General features: G+C 68.0%; 10 protein-coding genes. All 10 read left to right on the top strand.

Annotated features, from left to right (window positions below):
- Positions 1-4 precede the first annotated feature (4 nt).
- Positions 5-1,306, top strand: a complete 1,302-nt coding sequence (locus ABEA33_RS12170; protein WP_345527045.1) for an MCE family protein — start codon at positions 5-7, stop codon at positions 1,304-1,306.
- Positions 1,303-2,337 carry an MCE family protein gene (locus tag ABEA33_RS12165; RefSeq protein WP_345527044.1) on the top strand — a complete coding sequence of 345 codons (1,035 nt, stop codon included), beginning with the start codon at positions 1,303-1,305 and terminating at the stop codon, positions 2,335-2,337. The genes ABEA33_RS12170 and ABEA33_RS12165 overlap by 4 nt, the downstream gene beginning before the upstream one ends.
- Entirely contained in the window at positions 2,334-3,299 is a 966-nt protein-coding gene (locus ABEA33_RS12160; protein WP_345527043.1) for an MCE family protein, read from the top strand. The genes ABEA33_RS12165 and ABEA33_RS12160 overlap by 4 nt, the downstream gene beginning before the upstream one ends.
- A gap of 1 nt (position 3,300) precedes the next feature.
- Complete coding sequence (locus ABEA33_RS12155; protein WP_345527042.1) at positions 3,301-4,440, top strand: MCE family protein; 1,140 nt, start codon at positions 3,301-3,303, stop codon at positions 4,438-4,440.
- A complete protein-coding gene (locus ABEA33_RS12150; protein ID WP_345527041.1) occupies positions 4,437-5,867 on the top strand; it encodes an MCE family protein in 1,431 nt (476 codons plus the stop codon). The genes ABEA33_RS12155 and ABEA33_RS12150 overlap by 4 nt, the downstream gene beginning before the upstream one ends.
- Positions 5,864-7,150, top strand: a complete 1,287-nt coding sequence (locus ABEA33_RS12145; RefSeq protein ID WP_345527040.1) for an MCE family protein — start codon at positions 5,864-5,866, stop codon at positions 7,148-7,150. Before ABEA33_RS12150 ends, ABEA33_RS12145 begins: the two co-directional genes overlap by 4 nt.
- Entirely contained in the window at positions 7,147-7,755 is a 609-nt protein-coding gene (locus ABEA33_RS12140; protein WP_345527039.1) for a hypothetical protein, read from the top strand. Before ABEA33_RS12145 ends, ABEA33_RS12140 begins: the two co-directional genes overlap by 4 nt.
- Positions 7,752-8,519: a J domain-containing protein gene (locus tag ABEA33_RS12135; RefSeq protein WP_345527038.1), complete on the top strand. Its 768-nt coding sequence runs from the start codon at positions 7,752-7,754 to the stop codon at positions 8,517-8,519. The genes ABEA33_RS12140 and ABEA33_RS12135 overlap by 4 nt, the downstream gene beginning before the upstream one ends.
- Positions 8,520-8,722: 203 nt before the next feature.
- Complete coding sequence (gene rpoB, locus ABEA33_RS12130; protein WP_345527037.1) at positions 8,723-12,211, top strand: DNA-directed RNA polymerase subunit beta; 3,489 nt, start codon at positions 8,723-8,725, stop codon at positions 12,209-12,211.
- A 95-nt stretch (positions 12,212-12,306) separates the two neighbouring features.
- Complete coding sequence (locus ABEA33_RS12125; protein ID WP_345527036.1) at positions 12,307-16,194, top strand: DNA-directed RNA polymerase subunit beta'; 3,888 nt, start codon at positions 12,307-12,309, stop codon at positions 16,192-16,194.
- The last annotated feature ends 96 nt before the right edge of the window (positions 16,195-16,290 follow it).

Below are 16,290 nucleotides of genomic sequence, written 5' to 3'. Positions count from 1 at the left end.
CGCGATGGCCCGCACCTCCCGCGTCAGCACGGCGAAGCCCAAGGTCATGGGCATCGTCTTCCTCTGCCTGCTCCTGGCCGGCGTCTACCTGACCTACTCGATCTTCACCAAGAAGTTCACGGCGTACGACGAGGTCAAGCTGCAGACCTCGTCGATCGGCCTGCAGCTGCCCGAGCGCGCGGACGTGAAGATCCGTGGTGTCATCGTCGGCGAGGTGCTGGGCTTCGAGACCAACGGAGCGGGTGACGGCGCCGACCTGACGCTGGGGATCTACCCCAGCGAGCTGGACACCATCCCCGCCAACGTGACCGGCTCGATCGTGCCGAAGACGCTCTTCGGCGAGAAGTACGTGTCGCTGGTGGTGCCGGACGATCCCGACGCTGACCACATCGAGGCCGGCGCCACGATCGAGCGGACCGTCGTCGCGACCGAGGTCGAGCAGGTGCTGTCGGACCTCTACCCGCTGCTGCGGACCGTCCAGCCCGCGCAGATCAACCAGACGCTCAGCGCCCTGGCGACCGCGCTCGACGGCCGAGGCGACCAGCTCGGCGACAACATCGAGACCCTCGACAGCTACCTCAAGCGGATCAACCCGCAGATCCCGAAGCTGGTCGAGGACCTCCGCCTCACTTCCGAGGTGTCCGACAACTACGCCGACGTGATGCCGCAGATCGCGCAGATCCTCGACGACACCGTGGTCACGGCCGGCACCCTCGAGGGTCGCGAGGAGAAGCTGCATGCCCTCTTCGACGACGTGTCCGCCTTCTCCGACACGGCCACCGACTTCCTCGATGACAACGGTGACAACCTGATCCGGCTCAGTGACGTCGGGGTCAAGCAGCTGCGGGTCTTCGCGAAGTACGCCCCGGAGCTCAACTGCCTGACCCGCGGCATCGTCAACGTCGGCAAGCTCCAGGCCGAGGCGTTCCGCGGCTTCACGCTCCACATCGTGCTGGAGACGCTGCCGCACCAGCCGCGGCCGTACGGCGCTGGCGACACCCCTCGCTTCGGCGAGGACCGCGGCCCCAACTGCCTGCACCTGCCGAACCCGCCCTGGAACCAGAAGAACCCGGTGCGGCACCAGCCGAACTTCGACGACGGCGTGGACGAGCCGACCGGCAAGGGCACCAGCCGGGTCGCGCCCAACGCGAACTTCCGCACCGGCACACCCGGCAGTCCCGAGGAGACCGCGCTGCTGCGGTCGCTGCTGGCCCCGACCCTCGGCGTGAGCGACGCCGATGTCCCCGATCTCGGCGTACTGCTGGTCGGCCCGATGGCCCGGGGAGCGGAGGTGTCGCTGCGATGAAGATCCTCGACCGCCGTACGACCTCCGACCTGGTCAAGCTGCTCGTGTTCATCGTCGTCACGACGATGGCGACGTCCGTGCTGGTCGTGCTGATCGGCAACATCTCGTTCCAGCCCAAGCACGAGTACCGCGCCGTGTTCGTCGACGCCACCGGTGTGGTGAAGGGCGACGACATCCGGATCGCGGGCGTGAAGGTCGGCAGCGTCAAGGACGTCGACGTCGTCGACCGCACCCGCGCCCGGGTCACCTTCACGGTCGAGGAGACCGAGACGCTGAGCAAGGCCACCCACGCCGCAATCCGCTACCGCAACCTCGTCGGCCAGCGCTACATCTCGCTCTCCGACCAGATCGGCGACACCGGCGAGCTCGAGCCCGGCGACACGATCCCGGTCGCGCAGACCACGCCGGCGCTCGACCTCACGGTCCTCTTCAACGGCTTCAAGCCGCTCTTCCAGGCGCTGTCGCCCACGGACATCAACCAGCTGTCCTACGAGATCATCCAGGTCTTCCAGGGCGAGGGCGGCACCCTCGAGGGACTGCTCGCCCACACGGCCTCGGTGACTTCGACCCTGGCCAGCCGGGACCAGGTGATCGGCGAGCTGATCGACAACCTCAACGAGGTGCTCGACCACGTCGGCGACCGGGACGACCAGCTCAGCAAGCTGATCAGGACGTTCCGGACGTTCGTCGGTGGACTGAAGGACGACCGCGAGGCGATCCTCGGCTCCCTGGACGACGTCTCCGAGCTCTCCGTGCAGACCGCCGACCTGGTCTCCGGGATCCGCGAGCCGTTCGTCGGGGACATCAAGCAGCTGCGCCGCCTGGCCGGCAACCTCGACAGTGGCAAGGCCGAGCTCGACCGCGCGCTCCAGGTGCTGCCGATCAAGCTCAACAAGGTCGGCCGTACGGCGACGTACGGCTCCTGGTTCAACTTCTACCTCTGTCACTTCCAGGGCCGGGTCCGCCTGCCGGGCGGCCAGTCCGTGCCCGTGGACTACAACACCGGCAGCGACAGGTGTGATCTCGGATGAAGCCCTTCCGCGAGCGCAACCCCGTGGTGATCGGGGCCGCGAGCCTCGCCGTCGTCGCCCTGCTGGTGATGGCCGCGTTCCGGGCTCAGGACCTGCCGGTCATCGGTGGCGGTGACACCTATTCCGCCGCCTTCACCGAGGCCGGCGGTCTCAAGGCCAACGACGAGGTCCGGATCGCCGGCGTCCGCGTCGGCAAGGTCGACTCGGTCGAGCTCGACGGCAACCACGTGAAGGTGTCCTTCCGGGTCGAGTCCGACTCCGGCTTCGGCAAGGAGACCAACGCCGCGATCAAGGTGAAGACGCTGCTCGGCGCGATGTACCTCTCGCTCGAGCCCGCGGGCACCGGCCAGCTCCCGGAGGGAGCCGAGATCCCGGTCGAGCGCACCAGCTCGCCGTACGACGTCGTGGATGCGTTCTCCGGCCTGGCCGAGACGTCCGACAAGATCGACACCGACCAGCTCGCGGAGTCGCTCGGCACCCTGGCCGACCTGACCCGCAACACTCCCGAGGAGTTCCGCGATGCCCTCGACGGGGTCTCCCGGCTGTCCGCCAACATCGCCGCACGCGACGGCCAGATCAACACCCTGCTCAAGAACCTCGACCGCGTCTCGACCGTCCTCGACGACCGCGACGAGGACATCGTCGGGCTGATGAAGGACTCCGACGTGCTGTTCCGGGCGCTCGTCGCCCGTCGGGAGGCGGTCCACAAGCTGCTCGTCTCCACGAGCGGGCTGTCGAAGGAGCTCACCACCCTGATCCGGCAGAGCCGAGCCGACCTCAAGCCGGCGCTCGAGCACCTCGAGAACGTCCTCGCGGTGCTGAACAAGAACGAGGACAACCTCGACAACAGCCTGCGCCTGATGGCGCCGTTCTATCGGGTCTTCGCCAGCACCCTCGGCAACGGACCGTGGTTCGACACCTACATCCAGAACCTGCCCCCGGTCCCGAAGGTGGGTGGCTGACGTGGCGACGCTCAAGCGCGTGGTCGTCCCGGCCGTGATCGTGCTGCTGCTGGTCGCGGCGGCGTTCACGATGTTCCGCGGCGATGAGTCCAAGACGCTGACCGCCCACTTCCCGCGCACGATCTCGATCTACGAGGGCAGTGACGTCCGGGTGCTCGGCGTGCCGGTCGGCACCGTCGACAAGGTGACGCCGTCCGGCACCGACGTGGTCGTGACGATGCACTACGACGCCGACGTGCAGGTGCCCGACGACGCCAAGGCCGTGATCGTCGCGCCGTCGGTCGTCGGCGACCGGTTCGTCCAGCTCACGCCCGTCTACGACGGCGGCGCCGTACTGGCCGACGGCGCGACGCTCAGCGAGGACCGCACCGCCGTACCTCTCGAGCTCGACCAGATCTACACGAGCATCGACGACCTGACGGTCGCGCTCGGCCCGACCGGGGCCAACAAGGAGGGTGCGCTCACCGACCTCCTCGAGAGCACCGCCGCCAACTTCGGCGGTCAGGGCGCGAAGTTCAACACGACCATCAAGGACTTCAGCAAGCTCAGCAACACCCTCGACAACAACAAGGAAGAGCTCTTCGGCTCTGCCCGCAAGCTGGAGGGCTTCATCGGCACGCTGGCCACCAATGACAAGACCGTACGCCGCTTCAACGACTCGCTCTCCAACGTGTCGGAGATGCTGTCGGGTGAGCGCGACGAGCTGTCCCAGGCAGTGGCCAACCTCTCGACGGCGCTCGGTGAGGTCTCGAGCTTCGTCAAGGAGAACCGCGACGTCCTGGGCCGCAACATCTCGGGGCTCAACCGGGTCTCCAAGGTCCTGGTGAAGCGCCGCGGTGAGCTCGACCAGATCCTCGACTCGGCGCCCCTCGCGCTCAACAACCTCGCGCTGACCTACAACCCCGAGGCCGGCACGCTCGACACCAACGCCAACATCGGTGAGCTGGTCAACCAGATCACCGGCGACCCGTCGACGCTGCTGTGCGGGATCGTCGGACAGGCCGACAGCTCGGGCGCGCTGTGCAACCTCGTGAAGCAGGCGCTCGGCCGGTCCGCGCCCAACGGGAAGAGCTCCGCCGAACGCTTCGACCCGACACTCGGCGGCATCCTGGGGTCCGGGCCCGCGGGGGAGGACCGATGACCCGGCGACGCCAGGCCCTGCGCGCGGTCGTGGCCACCCTCGCCGGTGTCCTGCTGCTCACCGGCTGCGACTTCGACGTCTTCAAGCTGCCGTTGCCCGGTGGCACCGACGTGGGCGACGACGCGATCACCGTGAAGGCCGACTTCCGCGACGTCCTCGACCTCGTGCCGAAGTCCACGGTCAAGGTCAACGAGGTCAGCGTCGGCCAGGTGACCGACATCGACCTCGACGGCGGCCACGCCGTGGTCACCATGGACGTCCGCAAGGACGTCGAGCTCCCCGCCAACGCGATCGCCGAGATCCGCCAGACCAGCCTGCTCGGCGAGAAGTTCGTGTCCCTCGGCTCGCCGACCGACGAGTCGCCCGAGGGCCTGCTCGCCGACGGCGCGGAGCTGTCCCTCGACCAGACGGGCCGCAACCCCGAGGTCGAGGAGGTGCTCGGTGCCCTGAGCCTGATCCTCAACGGCGGCGGCGTCGCCCAGCTCAAGACGATCGCGACCGAGGTCAACAACGCCCTCGACGGACGCGAGGGTGCGACCCGCTCGGTGCTCGAGCAGATCCGTCAGTTCATGACCCAGCTCGACGACAACAAGGCCGACATCGTCACCGCGATCGACTCGGTCAACAACCTGGCCAAGTCGGTGCGCCGGCAGCAGGGCTCGATCGACGCCGCGCTCGACGAGCTGCCCAGCGCGTTGACCTCCCTCGACCAGCAGCGCGGCGACCTGGTGAAGATGCTGCGGTCGCTCCGGAACCTCAGCGACGTCGGCGTCCGGGTCATCGACGCCTCCAAGGAGGGCACCACCGAGGCCCTGCGGCAGCTCAACCCGGTGCTGACCGAGCTGGCCAACTCCGGCGACGCGTTCGTGAAGTCCTTCAACGTGTTCCTCACCTACCCCTTCGTCGACGAGGTCGTCGGCCGCGACCCGCAGGTCGCGCGCAACCTGCACATGGGCGACTACACCAACCTCTCCATCGAGCTGGACGTCGACCTGTCCGGTGGCATCACCGGTGTCCCGACCAACCTGCCGACGCTGCTGCCGAGCGAGCTCGACCCCACCAAGGTGGTCGACCTGCTCACCCGCTGTCTGAGCAGCGGAGCTCTCACCAGCGCGGCCTGCCAGCGGCTCATCGGGACCGTTCAGGGCCTCACCAAGCTGCGCGAAGCCTGCCTCAAGCCCGGCAACCGCGACTCCGTCGTGTGCCAGGCCCTCGCCCAGGTGCCGGGCCTGCCGCACGTGCCCGGGTTGCCGTCGGGCCTGCCCTCCGTCCCGGTGTTGGGCGAACTGCTCGGCCTCGGCCGGGCGGCGGCCGGGCCCACCAGGACGGCGTCCTCCGGCCGGGGACCCACGATGCGGGACCTCAGCCGGACCTTCGACCCGGCCCTGGTCCGCCTGCTCGTCCCGGGGATGGTGAGCCAGAGATGATCACCCGCCGCGTCCGCCTCCAGCTGCTCGTCTTCGTGGCGATCACCCTGCTCGGGGTGAGCTACGTCGGAGCGCGCTACGCGCGGCTCGACCGGGTGTTCTTCGACGACCACTACACGGTCGTCGCCCACCTCGAGCGCTCCGGCGGCATCTACGAGGGCGGTGAGGTCTCCTACCGCGGCGTCCGGGTCGGCGCGGTCGGCAAGCTGGTGCTCACCGACGACGGTGTGGACGCCTACCTCGACATCGACAACAGTGACGACACCATCCCGGCGGACACTCTCGCGGTGGTGGGCAACCGGTCGGCGGTGGGGGAGCAGTACGTCGAGCTCCAGCCCCGGACCGACGCGGCGCCGTACCTCGGGGAGAAGTCGGAGATCGCGATGGCGGACACCCGCACCCCGATCGCGACCGAGAAGTTCCTGGCCGACATCTCCGACACCGTCCAGTCGGTCGACAAGGACTCGCTGGCCACCACCGTCGACGAGCTCGGGCAGGCCTTCGCCGGCACCGGCGCGGATCTCCAGCGGATCATCGACACCGGCAACTCGTTCATCAACGAGGCCGACGCCAACTTCGACGTCACCACGGCCCTGATCCGCGACGCCAACACCGTGCTGAAGACGCAGGCCGACAAGGACAGCGCGATCCGGACCTTCGCCCAGCAGCTCAGCCTCTTCAGCGGCTCGCTCGCCGGATCCGACAAGGACCTGCGCGAGGTGATCGACCAGGGCTCGGCGACCGCGACCCAGCTGCGCACCTTCCTCGAGCAGAACCGCGTCGACCTGGCCGAGCTGCTCAACAACCTGGTCACCACCGGCGACGTGATCGTCAAGCACCTTCCCGGTATCGAGCAGATCCTGGTGATCTACCCCTACGTCGTCGAGGGCGGCTTCACGGTCGTCTCGAAGTCGCCCGACACGGGCCGGTACGACGCCCACTTCGGGCTGATCCTGACCACCAACCCGGTCTGCCACGGCGGCTACGAGGGCACCGACACCCGCCTGCCGCAGGACGGCAGCAACCGACCCATGAACACGAAGGCCGGCTGCACCGAGCCGGCCTCGCAGAGCAACGCCCGCGGCATCCAGAACCTGCAGCGCGCCGCGCCGTCGCACCGGGCGCCGGTCGTCGGCTCCTACGACCCCGACAACGGTCGGCTCCGCTGGGGCGACCACGTCGGGGCGGACCGCGCCCAGCCCGGGACGCTCGCACCGAAGAGCTTCGGAGAGGACACGTGGAAATGGCTATTTCTCCAGCCGTTGACCGAGAACCAGAGGTGACCGCCCCCGGCTCGGCCCCTGAGGAGCCCAGCAGCCGCGCCGACGGCCCAGTCGACAACAGGGCCAGGGTGGTCCTGCTCGGAGTCCTGGTCATCGCCCTGCTGGCGTCGGCCGGTGCCCTGGTCTGGCTGCTGGCCGAGCGCCGCGGCGAGGCCGACGGGGTCCAGTCCGAGCGCGACGCGGTGCTGCGGCAGACCGAGCAGTTCGTGCTCCGCCTCAACACCTACGGACCCGACGAGCTCGACGCCCAGGGCCACCTGCCGGACTACCAGCAGCAGGTCGCCGCGGTGATCACGCCGAAGTTCGCCGCCGACTTCGAGAAGTCCGGGCTGCCGATCGCCGAGCAGACCGTCGCCCAGGCCGGCTACAGCCGTGCCGTGAAGGTGTACGGCGTCGGGGTCGAGTCCATGGACGGCGACTCCGCGAAGGCGATCGTCGCCGCCGGCTTCACCGGGAGCTACCCCGACCCGCAACATCCGAAGGACGACGCGAAGCGGGTCGAGTCCGACCCCGACGTCCTGCGCTGGGAGGTCGACCTGGTCCGCTCCGACGGCGCCTGGCTGGTCGACGACTACGCCCCGGTGAACGCGGAGGAGGGCCGATGAACACCCCTCAGAACACCCCGAGCTGGTACGACCTTCTCGGTGTCGCCCCGGACGCGTCGGCCGATGAGGTCCGGGCCGCGTGGCGCCTCGCGATCGCCGAGCTCGACCCGACCGACCGACGCTTCGGTCCCCTCAACCGGGCCGCCGAGGTGCTCCTCGACCCCGAGCGCCGCGCGGCGTACGACGCCGAGCTCGCGCCGCCCGAGGCAGAGCCTGAGCCTGAGCGAGCGCCGGAGGCCGCCGTCGTCACGGAGGCGCCCGCCCGAGAGCCCGCCCGCGAGCACTGGGCCGTGCCCGGGTGGCTGCTCGTGGGTGTCGGGGTGGTGGCGTTGCTGATGGCCGGAGCCGCCGCGGTGGTCGCGGCCACGGTCCCGTCCGACGAGTCCGTCGATCAGGCCTCCGGGGCTGCGCGGGCGGCCGCGGAGCGGGCGATCGTGCCGATCCTCTCGTACGACGCCGCCCGTCTCGACGAGTCGAAGGCCGCGGCCGAGGGCTACCTCACCGGTGGCTACCGCAAGGAGTACGCCAAGCTCTTCGACGGCGTCATCGCCGCCAACGCGCCGTCGACCGGCACGGTGGTCGAGGCGGACCTCGTCAGCTCCGGTGTCGTGCGAGCCGACGACGACCGGGTCCAGGTGTTCCTGCTGGTCGACCAGTCGCGCACCAACAAGGCGGAGAAAGAGCCGGTCGTCTACAAGAACTGGGTCACGGTGACGATGGAGAAGGTCGACGGAGACTGGCTGGTCTCCGGCCTCGACACGTGACCGGTGCTTGACCTGACCGCCGCGGGAGTTCATGATCGTCGCCAACGCCGCTCCGGTCATCTGAACCCCGGGGTTTGTGGCGGCTGCCTGCGTGCGGTAGCCTGTTTCTTTGCGTCCGCTCTCAAATGCTCTCCAGCCTGCCCGGTGGCTGGTCCAGTGGTTTGCCGACGCCGATCTCAAGCGTAACCGTCGAAGGACACCTCTTGGCCGCGCGCACCACCTCTGGTAACCCCCGCCGCATCTCTTTCGCAAAGATCTCCGAGCCACTCGAAGTCCCGCAGCTTCTCTCTCTCCAGACCGACAGTTTCGACTGGTTGGTCGGAAACGACGCCTGGCAGGCTGTCGTCGAGCGTCGTCTCGAGGCCGGCGAGGACGTCTCTCGGAAGTCCGGTCTGACCGAGATCTTCGAGGAGATCTCGCCGATCGAGGACTTCTCCGAGACGATGTCGCTCTCGTTCGAGAACCCGGTCTTCTACGACCCGAAGTACACGGTCGACGAGTGCAAGGAGAAGGACTTCACCTACTCCGCTCCGCTCTACGTGTCTGCGGAGTTCACCAACAACGACACCGGTGAGATCAAGGGCCAGACGGTCTTCATGGGCGACTTCCCGCTCATGACGCCCAAGGGCACCTTCGTCATCAACGGCACCGAGCGCGTCGTCGTCTCGCAGCTCGTCCGGTCCCCGGGCGTCTACTTCGAGCGCACCGCCGACAAGACGTCCGACAAGGACATCTACACGGCGAAGCTGATCCCGTCGCGCGGCGCCTGGCTCGAGTTCGAGATCGACAAGCGCGATCTGGTCGGCGTCCGGCTCGACCGCAAGCGCAAGCAGAACGTCACGGTGCTCCTCAAGGCCCTCGGCCTGACCATCGAGGACATCCGTCGCGAGTTCGCGGACCCCAACAGCACCGACGGCCGTGCGTACGAGTCGATCGAGCTGACCCTGGAGAAGGACCACACCCAGGGCGAGGACGACGCGCTGCTCGACATCTACCGCAAGCTGCGTCCCGGCGAACCGCCGACGCGTGAGGCCGCGCAGACGCTGCTGAACAACTACTACTTCAACCCGAAGCGCTACGACCTCGCGAAGGTCGGCCGCTACAAGGTCAACAAGAAGCTGGGCCTCGTCGAGGCGTTCGACCACCAGACGCTGACCGTCGACGACATCGTGGCCGCGATCCGCTACATCGTCGCGCTCCACGACGGCCAGACCGAGGTCGAGTCGCCGCAGGGCGCGCTCGAGGTCGCCGCAGACGACATCGACCACTTCGGCAACCGGCGCATGCGCACGGTGGGCGAGCTGATCCAGAACCAGCTCCGCACGGGCCTCGCCCGGATGGAGCGGGTGGTCCGCGAGCGGATGACGACCCAGGACGTCGAGGCCATCACGCCGCAGTCCCTGATCAACATCCGCCCGGTCGTCGCGGCGCTGAAGGAGTTCTTCGGCACCTCGCAGCTCTCGCAGTTCATGGACCAGACCAACCCGATCGCCGGCCTGACGCACAAGCGTCGTCTCTCGGCGCTCGGCCCGGGTGGTCTCTCCCGTGACCGCGCCGGCATGGAGGTCCGTGACGTCCACCCGTCGCACTACGGCCGCATGTGCCCGATCGAGACCCCGGAAGGCCCGAACATCGGCCTGATCGGCTCGCTCGCGTCGTACGGACGGATCAACCCGTTCGGCTTCGTCGAGACGCCGTACCGCAAGGTCGAGAAGGGTCGGGTCACCGACAAGATCGACTACCTGACCGCCGACGACGAGGACAAGTTCGTCATCGCGCAGGCCAACGCCGTCATCGACGACAAGGGCAAGTTCCTCGAGGAGCGCGTCCTGGTCCGTCAGCGCGACGGTGAGGTCTCCGAGGTCCTGGCCGACGAGGTCGACTACATGGACGTCTCGCCGCGCCAGATGGTGTCGGTCGCGACCGCCCTGATCCCGTTCCTCGAGCACGACGACGCCAACCGCGCACTCATGGGTGCCAACATGCAGCGCCAGGCCGTGCCGCTCATCACGAGCGACTCGCCCCTGGTCGGCACCGGCATCGAGTACCGCGCCGCGGTGGACGCCGGCGACGTGGTCGTGGCGACGGACGCCGGTGTCGTCAAGGAGGTGTCCGCCGAGGTCATCGAGACGATGAACGACGACGGCACCTACACGACGTACAAGCTGGCCAAGTTCAAGCGCTCCAACCAAGGCACCTGCATCAACCAGCGTCCGCTGGTCTCCGAGGGTGACCGGGTCGAGGTCGGCAGCCCCGTCGCCGACGGTCCGTGCACCGACGACGCCGAGATGGCCCTGGGCACCAACCTGCTCGTGGCGTTCATGCCGTGGCAGGGCCACAACTACGAGGACGCGATCATCCTCAGCCAGCGCCTCGTGCAGGAGGACGTCCTCACCTCGATCCACATCGAGGAGCACGAGGTCGACGCCCGCGACACCAAGCTCGGCCCCGAGGAGATCACCCGGGACATCCCGAACGTCTCCGAGGAGATGCTGGCCGACCTCGACGAGCGCGGCATCATCCGCATCGGCGCGGAGGTCAACACCGGCGACGTCCTGGTCGGCAAGGTGACGCCGAAGGGCGAGACCGAGCTGACCCCCGAGGAGCGCCTGCTCCGCGCGATCTTCGGTGAGAAGGCGCGCGAGGTGCGCGACACCTCGATGAAGGTCCCGCACGGCGAGTCCGGCACGGTCATCGGCGTGCGCGTCTTCGACCGTGAGGACGGCGACGAGCTGCCGCCGGGCGTGAACCAGCTGGTCCGCGTCTACGTCGCGCAGAAGCGCAAGATCTCCGTGGGTGACAAGCTCGCCGGCCGTCACGGCAACAAGGGCGTCATCGCGAAGATCCTGCCGATCGAGGACATGCCGTTCATGGAGGACGGCACCCCGGTCGACGTGATCCTCAACCCGCTGGGTGTCCCGCGACGGATGAACATCGGTCAGATCCTCGAGCTCCACCTCGGTTGGCTGGCGAAGCAGGGTTGGGACCTCAACCTGCACGACGGTCCGAAGGACGAGGACTGGAAGAAGCGCCTGATCAAGATCCACGCGGACAAGGCCGAGCCGAACTCCCGGGTTGCGACCCCGGTGTTCGACGGCGCCCGCGAGGACGAGATCACCGGTCTGCTCGGTGCCACCAACCCCAACCGGGATGGTGTGCGGATGATCGACGCCACCGGCAAGGCGGACCTCTTCGACGGCCGCTCCGGCGAGCCGTTCCCGGAGCCCGTCTCGGTCGGCTACATGTACATCCTGAAGCTGCACCACCTCGTCGACGACAAGATCCACGCGCGCAGCACCGGCCCCTACTCGATGATCACGCAGCAGCCCCTGGGCGGTAAGGCCCAGTTCGGCGGCCAGCGGTTCGGCGAGATGGAGGTCTGGGCGATGGAGGCGTACGGCGCCGCCTACGCCCTGCAGGAGCTGCTCACGATCAAGTCCGACGACGTGCCCGGTCGCGTCAAGGTCTACGAGGCCATCGTGAAGGGCGAGAACATCCCCGACTCCGGCATCCCCGAGTCGTTCAAGGTTCTCGTCAAGGAGATGCAGTCGCTCTGTCTCAACGTGGAGGTGCTGTCGCAGGACGGCACGGCCATCGAGATGCGCGACGCGGAGGAAGACGTCTTCCGCGCCGCCGAAGAGCTCGGCATCGATCTGTCCCGTCGCGAGCCCAGCTCCGTCGAAGAAGTCTGACCAGTGACGGCGGCCCGCTGCGAACCAGCGGGCCGCCGCCCCACCTCAGTCCACACAGCTTGATTCACCAGTACTAACGAAGGACAACAGCCATCGTGCTTGATGTGAACTTCTTCGACCAGCTTCGGATCGGCCTGGCCACTGCGGATGACATCCGCACGTGGAGCCACGGCGAGGTCAAGAAGCCGGAGACGATCAACTACCGCACGCTCAAGCCTGAGCGTGACGGCCTCTTCTGCGAGAAGATCTTCGGTCCCACCCGGGACTGGGAGTGCTACTGCGGCAAGTACAAGCGGGTGCGCTTCAAGGGCATCATCTGCGAGCGGTGTGGCGTCGAGGTCACCCGTTCCAAGGTGCGCCGTGAGCGGATGGGCCACATCGAGCTCGCCGCCCCGGTCACCCACATCTGGTACTTCAAGGGTGTCCCGAGCCGTCTCGGCTACCTGCTCGACCTCGCGCCGAAGGACCTCGAGAAGGTCATCTACTTCGCCGCCTACATGATCACCTCCGTCGACGAGGACGCGCGTCACCGCGACCTGTCCTCGCTCGAGGGCAAGGTCGGGCTGGAGCGCGAGCGTCTCGAGAAGCGTCGCGACGGAGCCGTCGACGACCGCGCGAAGAAGCTCGAGGAGGACCTCGCCGCCCTGGAGGCGGAGGGTGCCAAGGCCGACCAGCGCCGCAAGGTCAAGGACGGCGCCGAGCGCGAGATGAAGCAGCTCCGTGACCGCGCCCAGCGCGAGATCGACCGCCTCAACGAGGTCTGGGACACGTTCAAGAGCCTCAAGGTCCAGGACCTGATGGGCGACGAGATGCTGTACCGGGAGATGAAGAACTGGTTCGGCAAGTACTTCGAGGGCTACATGGGCGCCACGGCGATCCAGAAGCGCCTCCAGGACTTCGACACCGAGGCCGAGGTCGAGTCGCTGCGCGAGACCATCGCCACCGGCAAGGGTCAGCGCAAGGTCCGCGCCCTCAAGCGCCTCAAGGTCGTCGACGCCTTCCGCAAGACGGGCAACAAGCCTCAGGGCATGGTGCTCGACGCCGTTCCGGTCATCCCGCCGGACCTGCGTCCGATGGTGCAGCTCGACGGTGGCCGCTTCGCGACCTCCGACCTGAACGACCTGTACCGCCGCGTCATCAACCGCAACAACCGCCTCAAGCGACTGCTCGACCTCGGCGCGCCCGAGATCATCGTCAACAACGAGAAGCGGATGCTGCAGGAGGCCGTCGACTCGCTGTTCGACAACGGCCGTCGTGGTCGCCCGGTCACCGGGCCGGGCAACCGCCCGCTGAAGTCGCTCTCCGACATGCTCAAGGGCAAGCAGGGTCGCTTCCGTCAGAACCTCCTCGGCAAGCGCGTGGACTACTCGGGCCGTTCGGTCATCGTGTCGGGTCCGCAGCTGAAGCTGCACCAGTGCGGTCTGCCCAAGCAGATGGCGCTCGAGCTCTTCAAGCCGTTCGTGATGAAGCGCCTCGTCGACCTGTCGCACGCGCAGAACATCAAGTCCGCCAAGCGGATGGTCGAGCGGGCGACGTCCGGTGCCCGGTACGCCGTGGTGTGGGACGTCCTCGAAGAGGTCATCACCGAGCACCCGGTGCTGCTCAACCGTGCGCCCACCCTGCACCGCCTCGGCATCCAGGCCTTCGAGCCCCAGCTGATCGAGGGCAAGGCCATCCAGATCCACCCGCTCGTCTGCTCGGCGTTCAACGCCGACTTCGACGGTGACCAGATGGCGGTGCACCTGCCGCTGTCGGCCGAGGCCCAGGCCGAGGCCCGGATCCTGATGCTCTCGACCAACAACATCCTGAAGCCGTCGGACGGCCGTCCGGTGACCATGCCTACCCAGGACATGATCATCGGCCTGTTCTTCCTCACCACCGACCGGGAGAACACCCCCGGCGAGGGTCGCGCGTTCGCGTCCCAGGCCGAGGCGATCATGGCCTTCGACCGTGGCGAGATCGCGCTCCAGAGCAACGTCAAGATCCGGTTCGACGACGTCGTCCCGCCGCTCGAGCTCGGTCTCGAGCCGCTGGCCCCCGGTGAGCAGATCACGCTGGAGACCACCCTCGGACGGGCGATCTTCAACGAGACCCTGCCCGCGGACTACCCGTACGTGAACTACGAGGTCGGCAAGAAGGCCCTCGGCGCGATCGTCAACGACCTGGCCGAGCGCTACACCAAGGTCGAGGTCGCCGCGTCGCTGGACGCGCTGAAGGACGCCGGCTTCCGCTGGGCCACCTTCTCGGGTGTCACGGTGTCGATCGACGACGTCACGACGCCGCCGGAGAAGATCCAGATCCTGTCGGGCTTCGAGGCCCAGGCCGCGAAGGTCCAGACGCAGTTCGAGCGTGGTCTGGTCACCGACGAGGAGCGTCGTCAGGAGCTCATCGAGATCTGGACCCAGGCGGCCAACGAGGTCGGCAAGGCGATGGAGCTCACGTTCGACCGCGCCAACCCGATCTACATGATGGTCGAGTCGGGTGCCTCCGGAAACATGAACCAGATCCGGCAGGTCGCGGCCATGCGTGGCCTCGTGGCCAACCCGAAGGGCGAGATCATCCCGCGCCCGATCAAGTCCAACTTCCGTGAGGGCCTGACCGTCCTCGAGTACTTCATCGCGACGCACGGTGCCCGCAAGGGTCTGGCGGACACCGCTCTGCGGACCGCCGACTCGGGCTACCTGACCCGTCGTCTGGTGGACGTGTCGCAGGACGTCATCATCCGTGAGGACGACTGCGGCACCGAGCGCGGTCTGCCCAAGCGGATCGGTGAGCGCCTCGAGGACGGCACCGTGGTCAAGGCGGAGAACGCCGAGACCGCGGCGTACGCCCGCTCGGCTGCCACCGAGGTCACCCACCCGACGACCGGCGACGTGCTCGCCGGCGCCGGCGAGGACCTGGGCGACGTCAAGATCGGCGAGCTGATCGCGGCCGGCATCGAGGAGGTCAAGGTCCGCTCCGTGCTGACCTGTGACGCCAAGACCGGCACCTGCGCGAAGTGCTACGGCCGTTCGCTGGCCACCGGCAAGCTCGTCGACATCGGCGAGGCCGTCGGGATCATCGCGGCCCAGTCGATCGGTGAGCCCGGCACGCAGCTGACGATGCGTACCTTCCACACCGGTGGTGTGGCCTCGGCCGACGACATCACGCAGGGTCTGCCCCGCGTGGTCGAGCTCTTCGAGGCGCGTTCGCCCAAGGGTCGTTCGCCGATCGCCGAGGCCGCTGGCCGGGTGGAGATCGACGAGACCGACAAGACTCGGAAGATCCTCATCACGCCGGACGACGGCTCCGAGGTCCAGGAGTACCCGGTCTCGAAGCGGTCGCGGCTGCTGGTCGCGGACGGCGAGCACATCGAGGTCGGCCAGATGCTCACCGTCGGTACCCCCGACCCGCAGGACGTCCTGCGGATCCTGGGTGTCCGTCGGGCGCAGGAGCACCTGGTGGACGAGGTCCAGGCCGTGTACCGCAGCCAGGGCGTGTCGATCCACGACAAGCACATCGAGATCATCGTCCGGCAGATGCTGCGCCGGGTCACGGTGATCGAGTCTGGTGAGACCGTGCTGCTCCCGTCCGACCTCGTCGATCGGGGTCGCTTCGAGGAGGAGAACCGTCGCGTCGTCTCCGAGGGCGGCAAGCCGGCCTCGGGTCGTCCGGTGCTGATGGGCATCACCAAGGCCTCGCTGGCGACCGAGTCGTGGCTCTCGGCGGCCTCCTTCCAGGAGACGACCCGCGTCCTCACCGACGCGGCGATCCACGGCCGCTCGGACTCGTTGCGCGGTCTGAAGGAGAACGTGATCATCGGCAAGCTGATCCCGGCTGGTACCGGCCTCGAGCGGTACCGCAACATCCGGGTGGAGCCCACCGAGGAGGCCCGCGCCGCGGCGTACTCCGTCACCGGTTACGACTCCTACGACTACGAGTTCGGCAACGGCGGCCAGGCCGTGGCTCTCGACGACTTCGACTTTGGGTCCTACCAGAATTAACACCAAGATCCAGACGCAAAGGTTGAGGAGCGTCGACGCAGACCGCGCGCCAGCGCGGGATGCGTGACGCGTCTCGCAACCGAGTCGTACCGAGGC

Origin of the sequence: Nocardioides endophyticus (assembly GCF_039543845.1) — a bacterium.
Classification (GTDB): domain Bacteria; phylum Actinomycetota; class Actinomycetes; order Propionibacteriales; family Nocardioidaceae; genus Nocardioides; species Nocardioides endophyticus.
This window is presented reverse-complemented; position numbering and strand designations above follow the sequence as displayed.

Coding starts and splice junctions, on each gene's coding strand:
- ABEA33_RS12145 (WP_345527040.1), top strand. CDS start 5,864: ATGATCACCCGCCGCGTCCGCCTCCAGCTGCTCGTCTTCGTGGCGATC.
- ABEA33_RS12150 (WP_345527041.1), top strand. CDS start 4,437: ATGACCCGGCGACGCCAGGCCCTGCGCGCGGTCGTGGCCACCCTCGCC.
- ABEA33_RS12170 (WP_345527045.1), top strand. CDS start 5: ATGGCCCGCACCTCCCGCGTCAGCACGGCGAAGCCCAAGGTCATGGGC.
- ABEA33_RS12160 (WP_345527043.1), top strand. CDS start 2,334: ATGAAGCCCTTCCGCGAGCGCAACCCCGTGGTGATCGGGGCCGCGAGC.
- ABEA33_RS12165 (WP_345527044.1), top strand. CDS start 1,303: ATGAAGATCCTCGACCGCCGTACGACCTCCGACCTGGTCAAGCTGCTC.
- ABEA33_RS12135 (WP_345527038.1), top strand. CDS start 7,752: ATGAACACCCCTCAGAACACCCCGAGCTGGTACGACCTTCTCGGTGTC.